Raw genomic sequence first — 16,787 nt, forward strand, 5'->3', positions numbered from 1 at the left:
TCCGGCCGGCAGCGCCGCGTCCGGAGCCATCTGATGGTCACTCGCAAGCGGGCGCCAGCGAAGGAAATCCTCGGTTGGGCGATGTTCGACTTCGCCAACCAGGCCTATACGCTGCTCATCATCACGGTAGTCTTCGGCGACCTGTTTACCCGGGTGATCGTCGGCGACGGCCCCGACTATCGCCTGGGCAATCTGCTGTGGAGCGTTGCCCTGGCGGTTTCCTACGCCCTGGTGGTGGTTGCCAACCCGGTCTGCGGCGCGATCATGGATCACGGCCGCCGGCGCAAGGCCTTTCTGTTCGCCAGCTACCTTCTGACCGTGATCGCCACCGCGCTGTTGTGGTTTGTCGAGCCGGGCTGGATCGTGTTCGCGATGCTGCTGGTCATCGTCTCGAACTTTGCCTACGCCATCGGCGAAGGCTTCATCGCCAGCTTTCTGCCGAGCCTGGGCCCGCGCCGGGACCTGGGCTGGATTTCCGGCCTGGGCTGGTCGCTGGGCTACATCGGCGGGCTGGTTTCGACCGCCTTCGCCCTGCTCTTCCTCGGCGAGGTGAGCCTGGCCAACTACGACAGCGTGCGCCTTGTCGGCCCCTTCGCCGCGGTCTTCTTCCTGATCACCGCCCTGCCGACCTTTCTGTGGCTGAAGGAAAGAGGCGCGCGGCGCACCCTGCAGCCCGGCGACGGCGCGGTGCGCGCCGGCTTCAGGCGCCTGAGGCGCACCTTCGGGCACGTCCGGCATTTTCAAGACATGCGCTGGCTGCTGGCCTCCATCTTCTTCAAGATGGCCGGTATCTACATCGTCATCAGCTTTGCCTTCATCTACGGCGCGCAAGTCATCGGCTGGGACGAATCGATCCGCATCGCCATGTTCGTGACCGTGCAGATCACCGCTGCGCTGGGTGCAATCAGCTTCGGCCTGATTCAGGGGCGCATCGGTGCGCGCCGCACATATCTGACCACCCTGGTGCTGTGGCTGGCAGCCATTGCCGCCATCTGGCAGACCCCGGCGGTTGCCGAGCTGGCGCGCAACTGGCTGGGCGTGCGCTGGCAGGCCCAGCACGTCTTTCTCGGCGCCGGCCTGCTGGCGGGCCTGAGCCTGGGTTCGTCGCAATCGGCCGGGCGCGCCCTGGTCGGCGCGCTGACACCGCGCGGCAAGGCCGCCGAGTTCTTCGGCTTCTGGGGCACAGCGGGCAAACTGGCCGCCATTTTCGGTATCCTTGGTCTGGGCCTGCTGCAAGCCTGGCTGGGACTGGCCACGGCCATCGTCTTCTGCCTGCTGCTGTTTTCCGCCGCCATCGTCTGCGCCTGGCCCATCAACGAAACCCGCGGCCACCACGCAGCCGACAGCTGGAAAGAGAACCAACTGTGAAGCCTCAAGAAAAGCCCCGCCACACTTCACACTTAACACTTAACACTACCCCCATGCGCATCGTCAGCCACACCTGTTCAAACACCGAGATCATCTGCGCGCTGGGCCGGGCCGACTGGCTGGTGGGGGTGGATGACCATTCCGATCACCCCCCGGAGGTGGTCGACAGGCTGCCGCGCATCGGGGCGGACCTGGACGTCGACGTCGAGCGGATCCTTGCGCTCGAGCCCGACCTGGTCATCACCTCGCTGACGGTTCCGGGCCACGAGCGCTGCCTGGAACGCATGGAAGCCGCCGGGCTGCCGCTGTTGGTGACCCAGCCGCACACCCTGTCCGATGTGGCCGCCGATATCCGGCGCATCGGCGCCGCACTCGACGCCGGGAGTGCCGCCGAGCAGCTGGCCGCAGACTTCGAAACCGCGCTCGCCGCGCCGCTGCCCGAGCGCCCGCCGGTGCCGATTCTGGTCGAGTGGTGGCCCAAGCCGGTGATCGTGCCGGGGCGCAACTCCTGGGTCAACGAAATGCTCCGCCTGGCCGGCGGCATCAACCCCTGGGAAGACCGTGAAGCCGAGAGTCTGCAGATCGACGGCGCAATGGCGCGCTCAGGCGCCCCCGAGGCCGTGGTGATGAGCTGGTGCGGCGTCGACGAAAGCAAATACCGCCCCCACGTCGTCCGCCGCCGTGAAGGATGGGAAAACATCCCCGCCATCACCCACAACCGCATCCTCCCGATCAGCGAAGCCTGGCTCGGCCGCCCCGGACCACGCCTGCTGGACGGCATCGAAAAGCTGCGCCAAGTCGTCGACCGCGTGAGGCGGGGAGTTTGAAGTTTGAAGTGTGGAAATTGATAGTGTGAAGTGTGAAGTGTGAAGTGTGAAGTGTGAAGTGTGAAGGTGAGCGGGTAGAATACCCACCCATGACACAACCCGACCGCGATAACCGCGACAACCGCCCCGCCGTGGGCCTGGTTTCCCTGGGCTGCCCCAAGGCCCTGGTCGATTCCGAAGACATCGTCTCGCGGCTGAAAAGCGAGGGCTACGATATCGTGCCCAGCTACGCCGACGCCGATCTGGTCGTGGTCAACACCTGCGGCTTCATCGACTCGGCGAAGGCCGAATCACTCGAGAGCATCGGCGAAGCGCTGTCGACCAACGGCAAGGTGCTGGTCACAGGCTGCATGGGCGCCAAGCCTGAAGAAGTCACGCGCATTCACCCGAAAGTGCTTGGCGTGACCGGCCCCCAGCAAGGCGAGGCAGTGGTGCAGTCGGTCAACCGCCACCTGCCGCGGCCGCACGACCCGCGCTTCGACCTCGTACCGCCGGGCGGGCTGAAACTGACGCCGCAGCACTACGCTTATCTCAAGATTTCAGAAGGTTGCAACCACAAGTGCAGTTTCTGCATCATCCCGTCGATGCGCGGTCGCCTGGCCAGCCGACCGCTGGGCATGGTGATGCGCGAGGCCGAACAGCTGGCAGAGCGCGGCGTGCAGGAGCTGCTGATCATCAGCCAGGACACCAGCGCTTACGGCGTCGACCTGAAGTACCAGACCGATTACTGGCGCGATCGCGAATACGAAACCCGGCTTTACGATCTGTGCCACGCGCTCGGCGAGCTGGGCATCTGGGTGCGGCTGCACTACGTTTATCCCTACCCGCACGTCGACCGCATCATCGAGCTGATGAACGCCGGGCGCATCCTGCCGTATCTGGATATCCCCTTCCAGCACGCCAGTCGCTCGGTGCTGAAAGCCATGCGCCGGCCCGCGGCGGCGGAAAACACGCTCGAGCGCATCCGCAACTGGCGCCAGGAGTGCCCCGACCTGGTCATTCGCTCGACCTTCATCGTCGGCTTTCCCGGCGAGACCGAAGACGATTTTCAGCAGCTGCTGGACTGGCTCGACGAGGCTCAGCTCGACCGTGTGGGCTGCTTCAAGTACTCGCCGGTCGAAGGCGCTGCGGCCAATCAGCTGGCCAATGCCGTGCCCGACGAAGTGGCCGAAGAACGCTGGCACCGCTTCATGCAGCATCAGGCCGGCATCAGCGCGGCCCGGCTCGAGCGCCGGGTCGGCGGCATCGAGCCGGTGCTGGTCGACGCGGTCGAAGGCAGCACCGCCATTGCCAGAAGCTACGGCGATGCGCCCGAGATCGACGGCCAGGTGATCGTGTCCGGCGCCGAAGACCCGCAGCCCGGCGACGGCCTGATGGTGCGCATTACCCGAGCTGACGAATACGACCTGCACGCCCGCGTCGTTGACGAGCCGGAACCCGGCGAGACTCCGACCATCTAAGCGGGCAAGACCCCACTCAACTCAACCATGGAGAAAACCGTGAAGAAGACCATCTTCATCATGAGCATGGCCTTTCTGGCCATCGGCTGCGGCGCGGACGATCCGGCGCCGGCCGAAAAACCCGAGGAAAAGGCGCAGACCCAGTCCAGCGACAGCGGGCGCAAGATCGTGCGCCGCGGCGAACGCCAGGACCGGGAACCGGAATCCCTGCAGCGCCGTGACAGCGTCGATCCTGAAAAGAAGATTCCGCGCGTGGAAGGCGAAGCCCAGGAAGAAGGTTATGGCTTGACGATGGTGCTCGACGGCAGCAGCCCGCAGGCGTTTCAGGAAAGCCTCGAGCTGATCGCGATGGATACGTCCAAGGCGCAATACCAGAAGCTGGATTCGGCGCTGCGCTTTCTCGGCACCTACGACACCGCCGCCTGGTCCGGCCTGCCCAGCCTTTACAAATCGCTCGACGGCCTGACCGGCGAAGATATCATCGAACGGGCGCGTAAACTGCGTGAGGAAAAGCGCGGCGGTCGTTGATTCAGTGCGCTGAGCAAACCCGGCTCAGCTTTTCGATCTGACCCCGCCGGCAGTGCCGGCGGGGTTTTTTGTTGGCCTTGCGGTCGAATCAGTGGTGGTGCCAGCCGTGCTCGCGGCCCAGGCTCTCGACCCAGCCCATCGTTTCGGGCACCCAGGCATCACCGCCCTCGCGCTCGAAGAAGAACGGCTTGCGCTCGACCTTTTCAGGGGCCAGCTGGTCCATCGTCGCAGCATCATAGAGGCGACCGTTGAGCATGGTGTAGACCACATTCTGGCTCTGCTCGATATCTTCGAGCACGTTACCGTCGATCACGAACAGATCGGCGAGTTTGCCGGCTTCGATCGAGCCGATTTCATCGCCCATGCCGTAGTACTCGGCGCCGTCGATGGTGGCGCCACGCAGCGCCTCCCAGGGCGAAAAGCCGCCCTGCACCATCGCCCACATCTCCCAGTGTGCGGCAAGCCCGGCCAGCTGGCCGTGGGCGCCAATGACCACGGGAATGCCCAGCTCGTTGAAGGCCTTGGCCTGTTTGGCCACAAACACGTGGTTGTAGTGCTCGTCCGGGGCCTTCGGGCGCCGGATGGAGCGCGGGTAGACGATGAACTTGGGCACAAAGCTCAGCAGGTGCTCGTTCTTCCACACGTCGTAGCGGTCGTAGAAGTACTCTTCGCCCATCAGGCCGCCGTAGGCCACCACAAAGGTCGGTGAGTAAACCACGTCGGTCTGACTCCACAGCTGCCGGATGTCGTCATAAGCGGTCTTGATCGACAGGCTGTGCTCCAGGCCGGTGTGGCCGTCGACCACGTGGGTGAGGTTCTGCTCCAGGCGCATGCCGCCTTCGGGCACCACCAGCATGTCGAGATTGCGCGCAGCCTCCAGCACCTGCTGGCGCTGATCACGTCGCAGGTAGTTGTAGCTCTTGACCGAAATCGCGCCCAGCTCCTTTTGCCGGCGAACATGAAACTCGGCGTCTTCATAGGAATTGACCCTCGCGGTCGCGCCCCGCGCCAGGGCACCGTAGAGAATCCGGCCGGTCGACCAGATGCGCGGCGCCACCACCTCGCCGGCCCGCTGCAGCTCCGCCATCGAGAAGATGGCAGCGTTGTCGTTGGACGGGTCATGAATGGAGGTCACGCCAAACGCCAGGTTGGCCAGCTGCGACCAGTTCTTCTGCGGCGTGAGCTGCCGGCTGCTCATGGGGCCGTGCGCGTGCGAATCGAACAGGCCGGGCACCACGGTCTTGCCGGCGACATCCACGGTCTCGAACCCGGAGGGGATTTCGACCTCGTCGCGCGAGCCCACGGCACGGATACGATGCCCTTCGATCAGCACCACGCCATCGTCGATGACTTCCTGCTGCTCCTGAGCGTTACGCATGGTCACGACGCGGCCGCCCACCAGAGCGATACGCGCGTCATGGCGGTCGGACTCCACCTCGAAGCCGAGCTCAACGCCCTCGGTTTCCGGCTCGGGCAGCTCTTGCGGAGCGCCCTCGAGAAAGGCGAAGGCATCGTGAAGTTCACGCCGGTACAGGCGGGCGCCATGGGCCCAGCCAATCGCCGAACTGTCGGCGTCGAAGTGCAGATGATTGCCGGCCCGGCCCGAAACCTGCCGTACCGGATAGGCCTGTGAATCCGCGCCGATGGTGAGTTTGCTGCCGGCCGCGAAGAAGGGCGCCACATAAGCGTTGTAATGCTCGGTAAAGGCCACCCAGCGGCCATCGGGCGACACCCGATACTCCGTTATCCACTTGCCCTGCAGGTGCTCGCGCAGGTCATTGCCCTGCAGGTTGACGCTGTTGAGCGCCAGCCCGTCGCTGCTGCCCTGCGAGAACAGCAGGCGCTGGCCGTCGGCCGTGAACTGCGGATTGCTGCCGCTGTCGTGCACGCGACGCATGCCGTCGCCATCGGCCTCGGCAACGTACAGGCCGGTACGCTCGGACCAGTTGGGCGAGGTCAGGTAACCGCCGGCCGTGCGCACGAAAACCACCTGCTTGCCATCGGGCGAGAAAGACGGCTCGATGTAGTGCCCCGGCTCGTCGCTGAGGGTGCGGCTGCGACCGCGGCCAATCGGCGCGATACGCACCGAGCCCAGCTCTTCGTCGTGCCAGGTGGTGTAGACCACCGATCGGCTGTCGGGCGAAAAGCGCGGGTAGAACTCCCAGTGCTCGTCCTGTTTGGTCAGGCGGCGGTGGCTGTCCTTTTCGAGGTCGTGCAGCCACAGATAACCCATGGCCTGATAGATGGCATGGCGCCCGTCGGGACTGCGCTGGGTCCAGCGCGCCATGCGGATCGGGAAACGATCGGGCGAGACTTCGACCGTGCGCCGAATTGCCGGATGAATCTGCTTTTCAGTCGCAACATGCACCTCGATCGGCTGGTGCGAACCGTCCGTGCCGATGCGATGGAACTTGCCGCCGGTCCAGATCACGATCGATTCACCGTCGGGCATCCAGGAAAAGCCGGGGAAATTACCCATATCACCGGAGGTTTCCTGCTTGTCGCGCTCGAGCTCGGTAAACAGCGTCCGCTCGATGCCCGACTTCAGGTCCTTGACCATCAGCCGCGAGGTCAGCTCCATGGGATTGCGGCGCACGAAAGCCAGCTGCTCGCCGTCGGGCGAGAGCACCGGACGAATGGCGCCGCCAGGCCCTGAAACCACGGTTTCGGTCTCGCCGGTTTCGCGATCGAAGCGGCGAATGGCAAAAATGCCCTTGTTAGCGTCGCGGTTGTATTCCCACACCGCGCCGGGAGTCACATCCTGGCTGAAGTAGACATAGCGGCCGTCCGGCGAAAAATACGGCTCGGCGATATTCTTCTGGGACTGCTCACCGTGCAGACGATCAACGAGCATCACGCCCTTGCCGCCGCCGCGATGGTACATCCAGATCGAACCGGCCGGAATCGAGCGCTGCGAATAATAGCCCTTGCGCGCGGCAATGTAGTTGCCGTCCGGCGACCAGGCCGGGTTGTGCAGCAGATTATCGCGCTCCTTGCTCACCTGCCGAAGATTCGAGCCGTCGGCATTCATGATCCAGATATTCTCCGCACCCTCACGATCGGAAACAAAGGCAATCTCGCTGCCGTCCGGGCTGTAGCGCGGCTGGAAGTTCCAGGCCAGATCGTCAGTCAGCGCAGTCGCTTCACCGCCCGACACCGGCACCGTGTAGATATCGCCGAGCATATGGAACACCAGCTTGTCGCCATCAGGATGCACGTCCACATCCGACCAGGTCACCTCATCGGTGTCGATGCTGATCGTCTCCCAGTCACCCGGCGGCTCGTTGACCGACCATTCTGCATGCGCTTCCTTTTCGGAACCGTCAACCTGCCCGTTTTCCTGGGCCGCCAGTGGCATGGCCAGAAAAAGTGTAAGCAGGGGCAATAACAATCTGTATGACATCTATCCTGTTCCTCGTCATTGAATGTGTACAAGACCACGAAAGCGCGAAGCATGCCTGAACCAGCCCATGCAACCCTCCGCTTACGCAACGCCACCCGGCCGCCCACACCAATCCCGATTATACCTCTCAAGCCGCAGGAGCGACCTCAAGGTCGCGAAGCCAGCGTTCGGGCGGAGCTTTCGCGATCTGGAGATCGCTCCTACAACAACAATCGCCACCGGAACCGTGGGAGCGACCTCCAGGTCGCGAAGCCAGCGTCCAAGCGGAGCCAATCGCGATCTGGAGACCGCTCCTACAACAACAATCGCCACCGGAACCGTGGGAGCAACCTCCAGGTCGCGAAGCCAGCGTCCAAGCGGAGCTTTCGCGATCTGGAGATCGCTCCTACAACAACAATCACCACCCGAGCCGTGGGAGCGACCTCCAGGTCGCGAAGCCAGCGTCCAGGCGGAGCTGATCGCGGTCTGGAGACCGCTCCTACAACAACAATCACCACCCGAGCCGTGGGAGCGACCTCCAGGTCGCGAAGCCGGCGTCCAGGCGGAGCTGATCGCGGTCTGGAGACCGCTCCTACAACAACAACCGCCACCCGAGCCGTAGGAGCGACCTCCAGGTCGCGAAGCCAGCGTCCAAGCGGAGCTTTCGCGATCTGGAGACCGCTCCCACAACAACAACCGCCACCCGAGCCGTAGGAGCGACCTCCAGGTCGCGATCTCACAGTCCCAGCAAAGCCGACTCCATCGGCACACCCCGCTCTGGCCGAAACCACCAGGCATCCCAGTGCGGATACTCACGCAGGTTATCCACCAGTCCCGCCCGAAGTGGGTTGCGGATCACATAACGTGAAACACGCCGCAGATCTTCGTGCTCCCGCAGGGCATGGTCATGAAACCCTTTCTGCCAGACAGGCCGCCCCCGCAGCCCAAGCAGCTGATTGATCTGCCGGGAGGTATACGCCTTGAAATCACGCATTACAGCAGAAAGCGACTTCTCCTGGCCCAGCTGGAAAAGCCAGTGGAGATGATCCGGCATCAACACAAAGCTTGCCGTCTCAGTCCAGCCGCGCACATCGTGGTCCCGCAGGGAACAAACCACGGCCCGCGCGCAATCAAGCCGGTAAAACAAAGGTTCCCGCCGATGCGTGACCGCCGTCACCAAATAAGCCATACCCGGCTGAGAAAAACGCCCGAAGCGCAAAGCCCTGCTGCCGGGACGCAAGGAATCACCTCGATCCATAAAGACCACCCCAATAACCAACGCCAGATTCAGACTAGAAAAGCCGAATGCCGTTTGCAAGCCCCGGGGCGAAGCACACAGCAAAAACAACCGCCACCCGAGCCGTAGGAGCGACCTCCAGGTCGCGAAGCCAGCGTTCGGGCGAAGCGGGGGTGGTTACTGGAGGAACTGTTCGGAGAGGATGCGTTCTTCGAGTGAATGCTCGGGATCGAACAGCAGGCGGTGGGTGATGTTGTGCTGCTGGCGCACGTCCACCCGGGTGACGTCGCGGAATTCGTCGTAGTCGGCGGTAGCGCTGACCGGGCGGTAGCTGGGCTGCAGTACTTCGAAAGAAACTTCAGCCGAAGCCGGCAGAATCGCGCCCTGCCAACGGCGCGGGCGGAAAGGGGAGATGGGGGTCAGCACGACCGCTTCGGTACCCAGGGGCAGTATCGGGCCGTGGGCGGAAAGGTTGTAGGCGGTGGAGCCGGCGGCGGTGGCCAGCAGCACGCCGTCTGCGACCAGGCGCTCGACGCGCTCACGGCCGTTGACCAGAATGCGGATGTGCGCGGCCTGATTGGTCTGCCTGAGCAGGGCGACCTCGTTGATGGCCACCGCCTGAGCCGTTTGCCCGCTCTGGTCGGTGGCCGTCATCTTCAAAGGGTTGAGCACCACCTCGCGCGCGGCGGCAATGCGTTCGAGCAAGTCGTCCTCGGCGAAGCGGTTCATCAGAAAACCGACCTCGCCAAGGCGCATGCCGAACACCGGCAGGTTGCGGTCGACGTGCTCATGCAGGGTGTGCAGCATGAAACCGTCGCCGCCGAGCACCACCAGCACCTCGGCGGCGTCCAGGGCCACCTCGCCGTAGCGCTCACGCAGGGCCCGCGCAGCGTCCTGCGAGCCGGGATGAGTGCTGGCGAGAATGGCCACTTGCACGGTATCTACTCTCCTGGGCGGCAATCAGGCGTCAACGGCTTCACGGTTGGTTGCGTGCAGCAGCTGTTTCAGACCGTTGACCGCCACCTGCAGCGCCGGATAGTCGGGCGAGGCGGTGTTGCGCATTTCCTCGAGCATCAGGCCGATCCGATTGACCGCGTCCTCATGCCGGTCCATCCAGACCTGTACCGAATGCTCTTCATCAGCGGCCTCCAGCAGAATGCGCCGGGTCAGTTCGCGATGATAGCGATACAGGTCATCGCGCAGATGACCGCGGGCGTGGGCGTGCCACTGGCGCTCGACCGGCAGGCTCTCGACCTGGATGCGCAGCCACTTCAGGCTCAGGAAGTCGAACAGTCGGAAGTAGATGCCGGCCACTTCCTCGACTTCACGCTCTTGCCTGCGCGCCTCATCGACGATATCCAGCGCCGAGTAGGCGAAACGCACCCCGGCCACTTCATGCGCGACCTCCTCGCTGAAGCCCGCCTCGACCAGCTCGACCTGGCGGGAGTGCAGCGCCTCCTCGAGCTCGCCCTGCAGCATCTCCGGCAGGGCCTCCTGATAACGCCGGATGCCCGGCGCAAAGCGGTCGACCTTGCTGGAGATATCGATGTCATAGCCACCCGGCAGGGTGATCAGGCGCCGGGTCACCTGGCGCAGCAGGTCCCACATTTCCAGCTGGGCGTTGAGCTGCAGCCTTGCCGGCACCTTGTTGTCCAGCGACTCGATGCGCTGCCAGAATTTGCGCGCCGAGAAGATCTCACGGGCCACGGTATAGGCCTTGGCCACCGTCGCCGAGCTGGCACCGGTGTCTTCGCGAATGCGCATCACGAACGGCGCACCCATGCGGTTGACGATGCTGTCGGTCACCTTGGTGGCAATGATCTCGCGCTTGAGGCGATGCTCGGGCATCAAGTCGCCAAAGCGTTCGCGCAGCGGCGTGGGGAAGTAGTTCTTCAGCTCGGCCGAGAGGTAGGGATCCTCCGGCACGTCGGTCTCGAGCAGATCCTGATAGAGCGTGATCTTGCTGTAGGACAGCAACAGCGCCAGCTCGGGGCGCGTCAGGCCCTCGCCCCGGGCCACGCGTTCGCGCAGCTCCTCCTCGTCGGGCAGCTCCTCGAGATCGCGGTCGATGACGCCCTGATGCTCGAGCACGGCAATGAAGTGCGCCTCGGCGCCCAGACGATCGCTGGTAATGGCCTCCATCATGCTCAGCGCCTGGTTCTGCAGGTAGTTCGACTGCAGCACCAGATCACTGACCTCGTCGCTCATATCGGCCAGCAGCTGGTTGCGCTCGTCAAGATCGATCAAGTTGCGCTCGACGGCATCGTTGAGCAGGATCTTGATGTTGACCTCGTGGTCGGAGCAGTCCACGCCGGCAGAGTTGTCGATGAAGTCGGTGTTGTTGCGCCCGCCGGCCATGGCGTACTCGATGCGGCCGCGCTGGGTCATGCCCAGGTTGCCGCCCTCGCCGACCACGCGCGCGCCGATATCGCCACCGTTGATGCGTACCAGGTTGTTGGCCAGGTCACCGACTTCGGCGTGCGACTCCGCCTCACCCTTGACATAAGTGCCGATACCGCCGTTCCACAGCAGATCGACCGGCGCCTTGAGAATGGCCTTGATCAGCTCGTGCGGCGCCAGCGAGGTTTCCTTCACGCCCAGCCACTCGCGCACCTGTTCGGACAGTTCGATGGCCTTGGCCTGACGCGAAAACACGCCGCCGCCGGCCGAGATCAGCTTGTCGTCGTAATCAGCCCAGGTCGAGCGTGGCAGCTCGAACAGACGCTTGCGCTCGGCGTAGCTGCTGGCCGCGTCCGGATCCGGATCGAGAAAGATGTGCATATGGTTGAAGGCGGCCTTGAGACGGATATGCTCCGAGCGCAACATGCCGTTGCCGAACACGTCGCCACCCATGTCGCCGATACCCACAACGGTGAAGTCCTCGCTCTGGGTGTCGTGATCAAGCTCGCGGAAATGGCGCTTGACCGATTCCCAGGCGCCGCGGGCGGTAATGCCCATTTTCTTGTGGTCATAGCCGTTGGAACCGCCGGAGGCAAAGGCATCGCCCATCCAGAAGCCGTGTTCGGCAGAAATGGCATTGGCAATGTCGGAGAATGTCGCCGTGCCCTTGTCGGCTGCCACCACCAGATAGGGGTCGTCATCGTCGTGACGCAGCACATCCCGCGGCGGCAGCACCTTGTCGCCGTCAAGGTTGTCGGTGATGTCGAGCATGCCATTGATGAAGCTGCGGTAGCAGTGAACCACCTCGGCCATCACCGCGTCACGGTCGTTGCCTTCGGGCAGCTGCTTGGCCACAAAGCCGCCCTTGGCGCCCACCGGCACGATCATGGTGTTCTTGACGCTCTGGGCGCGCAGAAGACCCAGCACCTCGGTGCGGAAATCCTCGCGTCGATCCGACCAGCGCAGCCCGCCGCGGGCCACCTTGCCGTCGCGCAGGTGAATGCCTTCCATGCGCGGCGAATAGACCCAGATCTCACGATACGGTCGGGGCAGCGGCAGGTCCGGCACCTGGGCGGAATCCAGCTTGAAGCCCAGGTACTCGCGATATTCACCCTGCTCGTCGCGCTGGAAGGCGCTGGTGCGGAGCGTGGCGCGGATCAAATCGCAGAAGCCGCGCAGAATGCGGTCCTGGTCGGCCGAGCTGACCGAGTCGAGCGCGCGCAGAATGGTCTTGCGCAGCAAGGACTCGACATCGCCCGACGGCTCACCTTCGCGCGCCTGGCAGATCTCGTCGAGAAACTCGGAGAGCACCTCGTCGTCAAAGCTTTCGGCCAGTTCGCGACACTGCGCCTCGAGGTGCTCACGCGCGCTGCTGCGCTGCGACTTTTCTTCGTTGCGGCGCGCCGGATCAAAGCGCGTCTCGAAGTACTCCACCAACAGGCGCGCCACCAGCGGCCAGGCTGCCAGCGTCTGCTCCATGTAGGCCTGTGAAAATGGCATGCCCGTTTGCAGCAGGTACTTGCAGAAGGCACGCAGCTGATTGACCTGGCGCCAGTCCAGGCCGGCCAGCATCACCAGGCGATTGAAACCATCGTTCTCGCAGCGCTGCCGCCAGACCTGCTCGAAGGCGTCCTGAAACTTGTCGCGCACCTGGTCCAGATCGATGTCGGCATCACCCGGCGGGCGCATGTCGAAATCCTGAATCCAGACCTCGTGCTCGCCGGCCACATTGAGCTCGTAGGGGCGCTCGGAAACGATGCGCATGCCCAGATTTTCCAGCATCGGCAGCACATCCGACAGCGACAGCGGATCGCCGTGCTTGAAGATCTTGAAGCGCAGCAGGCCCGCGGCGCGGCTGCGCGGCTTGTAAAGACTCATCCGCAGGTCGTCAAGCTCGCTGAGCATGGAAAGATTGACGACGTCATAGCTGGCCACGTGCGGCGAGACATCATCGACATAGGACACCGGAAATGCGCGGCCGAAACGCCGCGCCAGATCCAGGCCGTGCTCCTCGCCGTGCTCGCGAATCAGGATTTCCGTCAGATCGTCTTCCCAGGAGCGGATGGCCTGCTTGATCTCGTCCTCGATGGCCTCGATGTCGACGTCCACGTTGGCATCGCCCGTGGGGCGCACCACCAGGTGCACGCGCGCCAGCTTGGATTCGCCCACCAGCACGCCGAAATCCAGCCGCTCGCCGTTGAGCGCACGCTTGAGGATGTTCTGGATCTTTTCGCGGTTTTCGGTATTGAAGCGCTCGCGCGGAATGAACACCAGGCAGGAGAAGAAGCGGCCGAAGCGCTCGCGGCGAACGAACAGACGCGTCTGACTGCGCTCTTGCAGGTCGAGAACGCCCATGGCCAGCTCCAGCAGCTCGTCACTGGAAGCCTGAAACAGTTCGTCGCGGGGCAGCGTCTCGAGAATGTGCATCAGGGCCTTGCCGGCATGGCTGCCCGACTGCAGGCCCGAAAGCCGAACCACCTCTTCCACCTTGCGGCGCACCAGCGGTGTGTCCTCGCAGCGACGGATATAGGCGCCGGAGGTAAACAGCCCGATCAGGCGCTTCTCGCCGGTGACCTGTCCCTGCTCATCGAAGTACAGCACCGAGATGTAATCCATATAACCGCCACGGTGCACGGTAGAGGCAGCGTTGGTCTTGGTGATGATGACCGGATCGTCGGGTGAAACGTGCTGACCGCCACCGCTGAGCTCTCTGAGCGCGCGTACCGGCGCATCGCGATGCTCGGGGTGCATGATGCCCAGACCGCTGTCGGCCACGGCCGTCAACACACGGCCCTCGTCACGCTCCTCGATCACGTATTCACGATAGCCCAGGAAAGTGAAGTGATCGTTGGCCAGCCACTCGAAGAAATCGCGAATCTCCTGGCGCGCCGGCTCCGACAGCTGCGTGTGCTTGGTCGGCAGCTCGGCGGCAATCTCGCGCGCCTGGGCCAGCATCGGCTTCCAGTCCGCCACCGCCCGGCGCACATCGGCGAGCGCCGCCAGAATGCGCTGTTCGATCCTGGTCAGCATTTCCGGATAGTTCTGCCGATCGATCTGCAGCTGCATTACCGACTCGGCCTGGCCGGCATCCTCGCCGTCTTCGATCAGCGTCACGAGCTGACCGCTCTCATCGCGCTTGACGCGCATGACGGGGTGAATGATCAGATGGGCCGCAATGCCCAGCTCGGACAGTGCCAACACCACCGAATCCACCAGAAACGGCATGTCATCGTTGACGATCTCGATGACGGTATGCGTGGACTCCCAGCCGTGGGTCTCGGCATCCGGATTGAAAACGCGCAGGCGAACCTCGGCGCGCGCACGCTGGCGGGCAAACTCGAGAAAGTCGGTGGCCATGGACGCCAGCTCTTCGGTCGACAGCGTTTCAAGCTCGTCAACCGGCACGCGGCGAAGAAAACGCCGGACGAACTCCGGCCCCAATTCACGCCCTTCGTCCCGGGCCACGACCCGATTGACGCTCTCGAGGATATCCGCCTTCCTGTCGCTACTGTGACTCATTCAATCCTTCCTGATAATACTTGTGGTTCATTCACCGCCAGCGTCCGCGGTGGCCGTTACCGCAACCCGGTTTCGGTTCTTGCAATCACCATACGCTGGATCTCACTGGTGCCTTCGTAAATCTCGGTAATCTTGGCGTCGCGGAAGTACCGCTCCACCGCCATCTCCTTGCTGTAGCCCATACCGCCGTGAATCTGCACCGCCTGATGGGCAACCCACATGGCCGTTTCCGAAGCAAACAGCTTGGCCATCGAGCCATCGAGGGTAAAGCGGGCCCCGGTCTCGCTGGCCTTCATCTTGGCCCAAGCTGCCCGCAAGGTCAGCAGGCGCGCAGCCTCCAGGCGGGTTTTCATATCGGCGAGCTTGGACTGAATCATCTGGAACGTGCCGATTTCGGCGCCGAAAGCCTTGCGCTCGCGGGCATAGTCCACGCTGGCCTCGTAGGCGGCCTGGGCAATGCCCACCGCCTGCGCGGCAATGCCGATACGCCCGGCATCGAGCACGCCCATGGCAATCTTGAAGCCCTGGCCTTCATCGCCCAGTCGGTCTTCGACCGGGCATTTGTAATCGGTCAGTTCGATTTCACAGGTCGCCGAGGCGCGAATTCCCAGCTTGGGCTCGAGCTTGCCGCGATGAAAGCCTTCGCGCTCGGCGTCAATGATGAAAGCCGACACCCCGCGCGAGCCAGCGTCCGGATCAGTGTTGGCAAACAAGACCAGATAGCGCGCCACCGGCCCGGAAGTGATCCAGGACTTGCGGGCATTGATCACGTAATGACTGCCGTCGTCGCTGAGCACCGCCCGCGCCTTCATGTTGGCCGCATCCGAACCCGACTGCGGCTCGGTCAGCGCATAGGCGCCGATCTCGTCACCGGAAGCGATGGCACGCACATATTTCTGCTTCTGCTCCTCGGTGCCGTGCTGGAGAATACCGTTGCAAAAAAGCGAGTTGTTGACCGACATGATCGTGCCGTGCGCCGCATCCACGGCGGAGACCTCCATCATCGCCAGCACATAGCCAATCGTATCCAGCTCGGAGCCACCGTAGGCCTCGGGCACCTCGATGCCCATCAGCCCCAGCGCGCCCATGCCCTGAATGGTCTTGAGGGGAAACTCACCCGAGGCATCGAACTCGGATGCGATCGGGGCAATTTCGTCGCGCGCAAAATCGCGCGCAGCAGCCTGAATCATCTGCTGCTCGTCGGTCAGTTGAAAATCCATGGAAGTCGTGTCCTGACAAGTGAAATTCAGCAGTTCCGATTATACTCCGCCCGAACACCGAAGACAGGCCGACAACCCGCTGAAAAGCTGATGGACAAAGCGTCGCCGGAGAACCGGCCGTCAAGATATTGACGACCGCCGGCGCCAAAGGTGTGAACCACCTCACAATATGTCCAAATGTTGCTTGACAGTGTCGGCGGGTTTCGTAGAATCACAACTTCCGGACCGGGGTTCCCCCCTTCCCCATCCGGATCGTGGCCCAGGTTCCCCCCTTGCCTGGGCCACACCTGATTCCGGCGGCCGGAGCCGAAACTCCGGCCGCCTTTTTATTCCGGAGCCTCTTGGCTTCAGAGCAGCAAGACAGAAAAATTTGGAAAATCCCGCGGCTTGTCCTATAATGCCGCGCTTCCACCTGCCCAGGTGGCGGAATTGGTAGACGCGCTAGCTTCAGGTGCTAGTGTCCGAAAGGATGTGGGAGTTCGAGTCTCCCCCTGGGCACCACTTACTTCCCCCTAATTCATCCGCCTCGTGCACCTGAAGCGATTCAGGCCAATCGCATAGCGGGTGCGGTTTTGCGTGAAACGCAAAGAAGCGCGCGCGAAGCACATCAGCCGCTAGTGTCCGAAAGGATGTGGGAGTTCGAGTCTCCCCCTGGGCACCATTGATCCCCCCCAAACAATCGCCACCCGAGCCGTAGGAGCGACCTCCAGGTCGCGAAGCCAACACCCGAGCGGAGCTGATCGCGGTCTGGAGACCGCTCCTACATCAACAACCGCCACCAGAACCGTAGGAGCGACCTCCAGGTCGCGAAGCCAGCGCCCGAGCAGAGCTTTCGCGATCTGGAGA

General features: G+C 63.4%; 9 protein-coding genes and 1 tRNA gene. 5 read left to right on the forward strand and 5 right to left on the reverse strand.

The window, feature by feature from the left end:
- Positions 1-33 precede the first annotated feature (33 nt).
- The 4 genes from ACEWQ0_RS04580 to ACEWQ0_RS04595 all read left to right on the forward strand — a co-directional run bounded on the left by ACEWQ0_RS04580 (position 34) and on the right by ACEWQ0_RS04595 (position 4,183).
- Positions 34-1,368, forward strand: coding sequence for an MFS transporter (locus tag ACEWQ0_RS04580; protein WP_476484652.1), 1,335 nt, complete (start codon positions 34-36; stop codon positions 1,366-1,368).
- Positions 1,369-1,421: 53 nt separating this feature from the next.
- The gene (locus tag ACEWQ0_RS04585; RefSeq protein ID WP_476482944.1) at positions 1,422-2,195 is read left to right on the forward strand and encodes a cobalamin-binding protein; all 774 of its coding nucleotides are present in this window, start codon (positions 1,422-1,424) and stop codon (positions 2,193-2,195) included.
- A gap of 89 nt (positions 2,196-2,284) precedes the next feature.
- On the forward strand, positions 2,285-3,655 hold the full coding sequence (gene rimO / locus ACEWQ0_RS04590; protein WP_476482943.1) for a 30S ribosomal protein S12 methylthiotransferase RimO: 1,371 nt from the start codon (positions 2,285-2,287) through the stop codon (positions 3,653-3,655).
- Positions 3,656-3,694: 39 nt separating this feature from the next.
- Positions 3,695-4,183: a hypothetical protein gene (locus ACEWQ0_RS04595; RefSeq protein ID WP_476484653.1), complete on the forward strand. Its 489-nt coding sequence runs from the start codon at positions 3,695-3,697 to the stop codon at positions 4,181-4,183.
- Between the two features lie 88 nt (positions 4,184-4,271).
- On the opposite strand, the gene ACEWQ0_RS04600 is transcribed toward ACEWQ0_RS04595, so the two are convergent.
- From ACEWQ0_RS04600 to ACEWQ0_RS04620, 5 genes are all read right to left on the reverse strand, one after another.
- Positions 4,272-7,586, reverse strand: coding sequence for an amidohydrolase family protein (locus ACEWQ0_RS04600; protein WP_476484654.1), 3,315 nt, complete (start codon positions 7,584-7,586; stop codon positions 4,272-4,274).
- Positions 7,587-8,301: 715 nt separating this feature from the next.
- Positions 8,302-8,823, reverse strand: coding sequence for an REP-associated tyrosine transposase (locus tag ACEWQ0_RS04605; protein ID WP_476484658.1), 522 nt, complete (start codon positions 8,821-8,823; stop codon positions 8,302-8,304).
- 156 nt (positions 8,824-8,979) lie between these two features.
- Complete coding sequence (locus ACEWQ0_RS04610; protein WP_476482939.1) at positions 8,980-9,738, reverse strand: NAD kinase; 759 nt, start codon at positions 9,736-9,738, stop codon at positions 8,980-8,982.
- A gap of 24 nt (positions 9,739-9,762) precedes the next feature.
- Positions 9,763-14,721, reverse strand: a complete 4,959-nt coding sequence (locus ACEWQ0_RS04615) for an NAD-glutamate dehydrogenase (protein WP_476484655.1) — start codon at positions 14,719-14,721, stop codon at positions 9,763-9,765.
- A 56-nt stretch (positions 14,722-14,777) separates the two neighbouring features.
- Complete coding sequence (locus ACEWQ0_RS04620) at positions 14,778-15,941, reverse strand: acyl-CoA dehydrogenase family protein (RefSeq protein ID WP_476482937.1); 1,164 nt, start codon at positions 15,939-15,941, stop codon at positions 14,778-14,780.
- Positions 15,942-16,355: 414 nt separating this feature from the next.
- On the opposite strand from ACEWQ0_RS04620, the gene ACEWQ0_RS04625 reads away from it, so the two are divergent.
- Positions 16,356-16,442, forward strand: a tRNA-Leu gene (locus ACEWQ0_RS04625).
- Positions 16,443-16,787: the final 345 nt, after the last annotated feature.

The organism is Wenzhouxiangella sp. YN9 (assembly GCF_056324165.1).

Bases quoted from the DNA above. Each gene is read 5' to 3' on its own strand.
- ACEWQ0_RS04600 (WP_476484654.1), bottom strand. From the start codon at position 7,586: ATGTCATACAGATTGTTATTGCCCCTGCTTACACTTTTTCTGGCCATG.
- rimO (WP_476482943.1), top strand. From the start codon at position 2,285: ATGACACAACCCGACCGCGATAACCGCGACAACCGCCCCGCCGTGGGC.
- ACEWQ0_RS04605 (WP_476484658.1), bottom strand. From the start codon at position 8,823: ATGGATCGAGGTGATTCCTTGCGTCCCGGCAGCAGGGCTTTGCGCTTC.
- ACEWQ0_RS04580 (WP_476484652.1), top strand. From the start codon at position 34: ATGGTCACTCGCAAGCGGGCGCCAGCGAAGGAAATCCTCGGTTGGGCG.
- ACEWQ0_RS04615 (WP_476484655.1), bottom strand. From the start codon at position 14,721: ATGAGTCACAGTAGCGACAGGAAGGCGGATATCCTCGAGAGCGTCAAT.
- ACEWQ0_RS04585 (WP_476482944.1), top strand. From the start codon at position 1,422: ATGCGCATCGTCAGCCACACCTGTTCAAACACCGAGATCATCTGCGCG.
- ACEWQ0_RS04620 (WP_476482937.1), bottom strand. From the start codon at position 15,941: ATGGATTTTCAACTGACCGACGAGCAGCAGATGATTCAGGCTGCTGCG.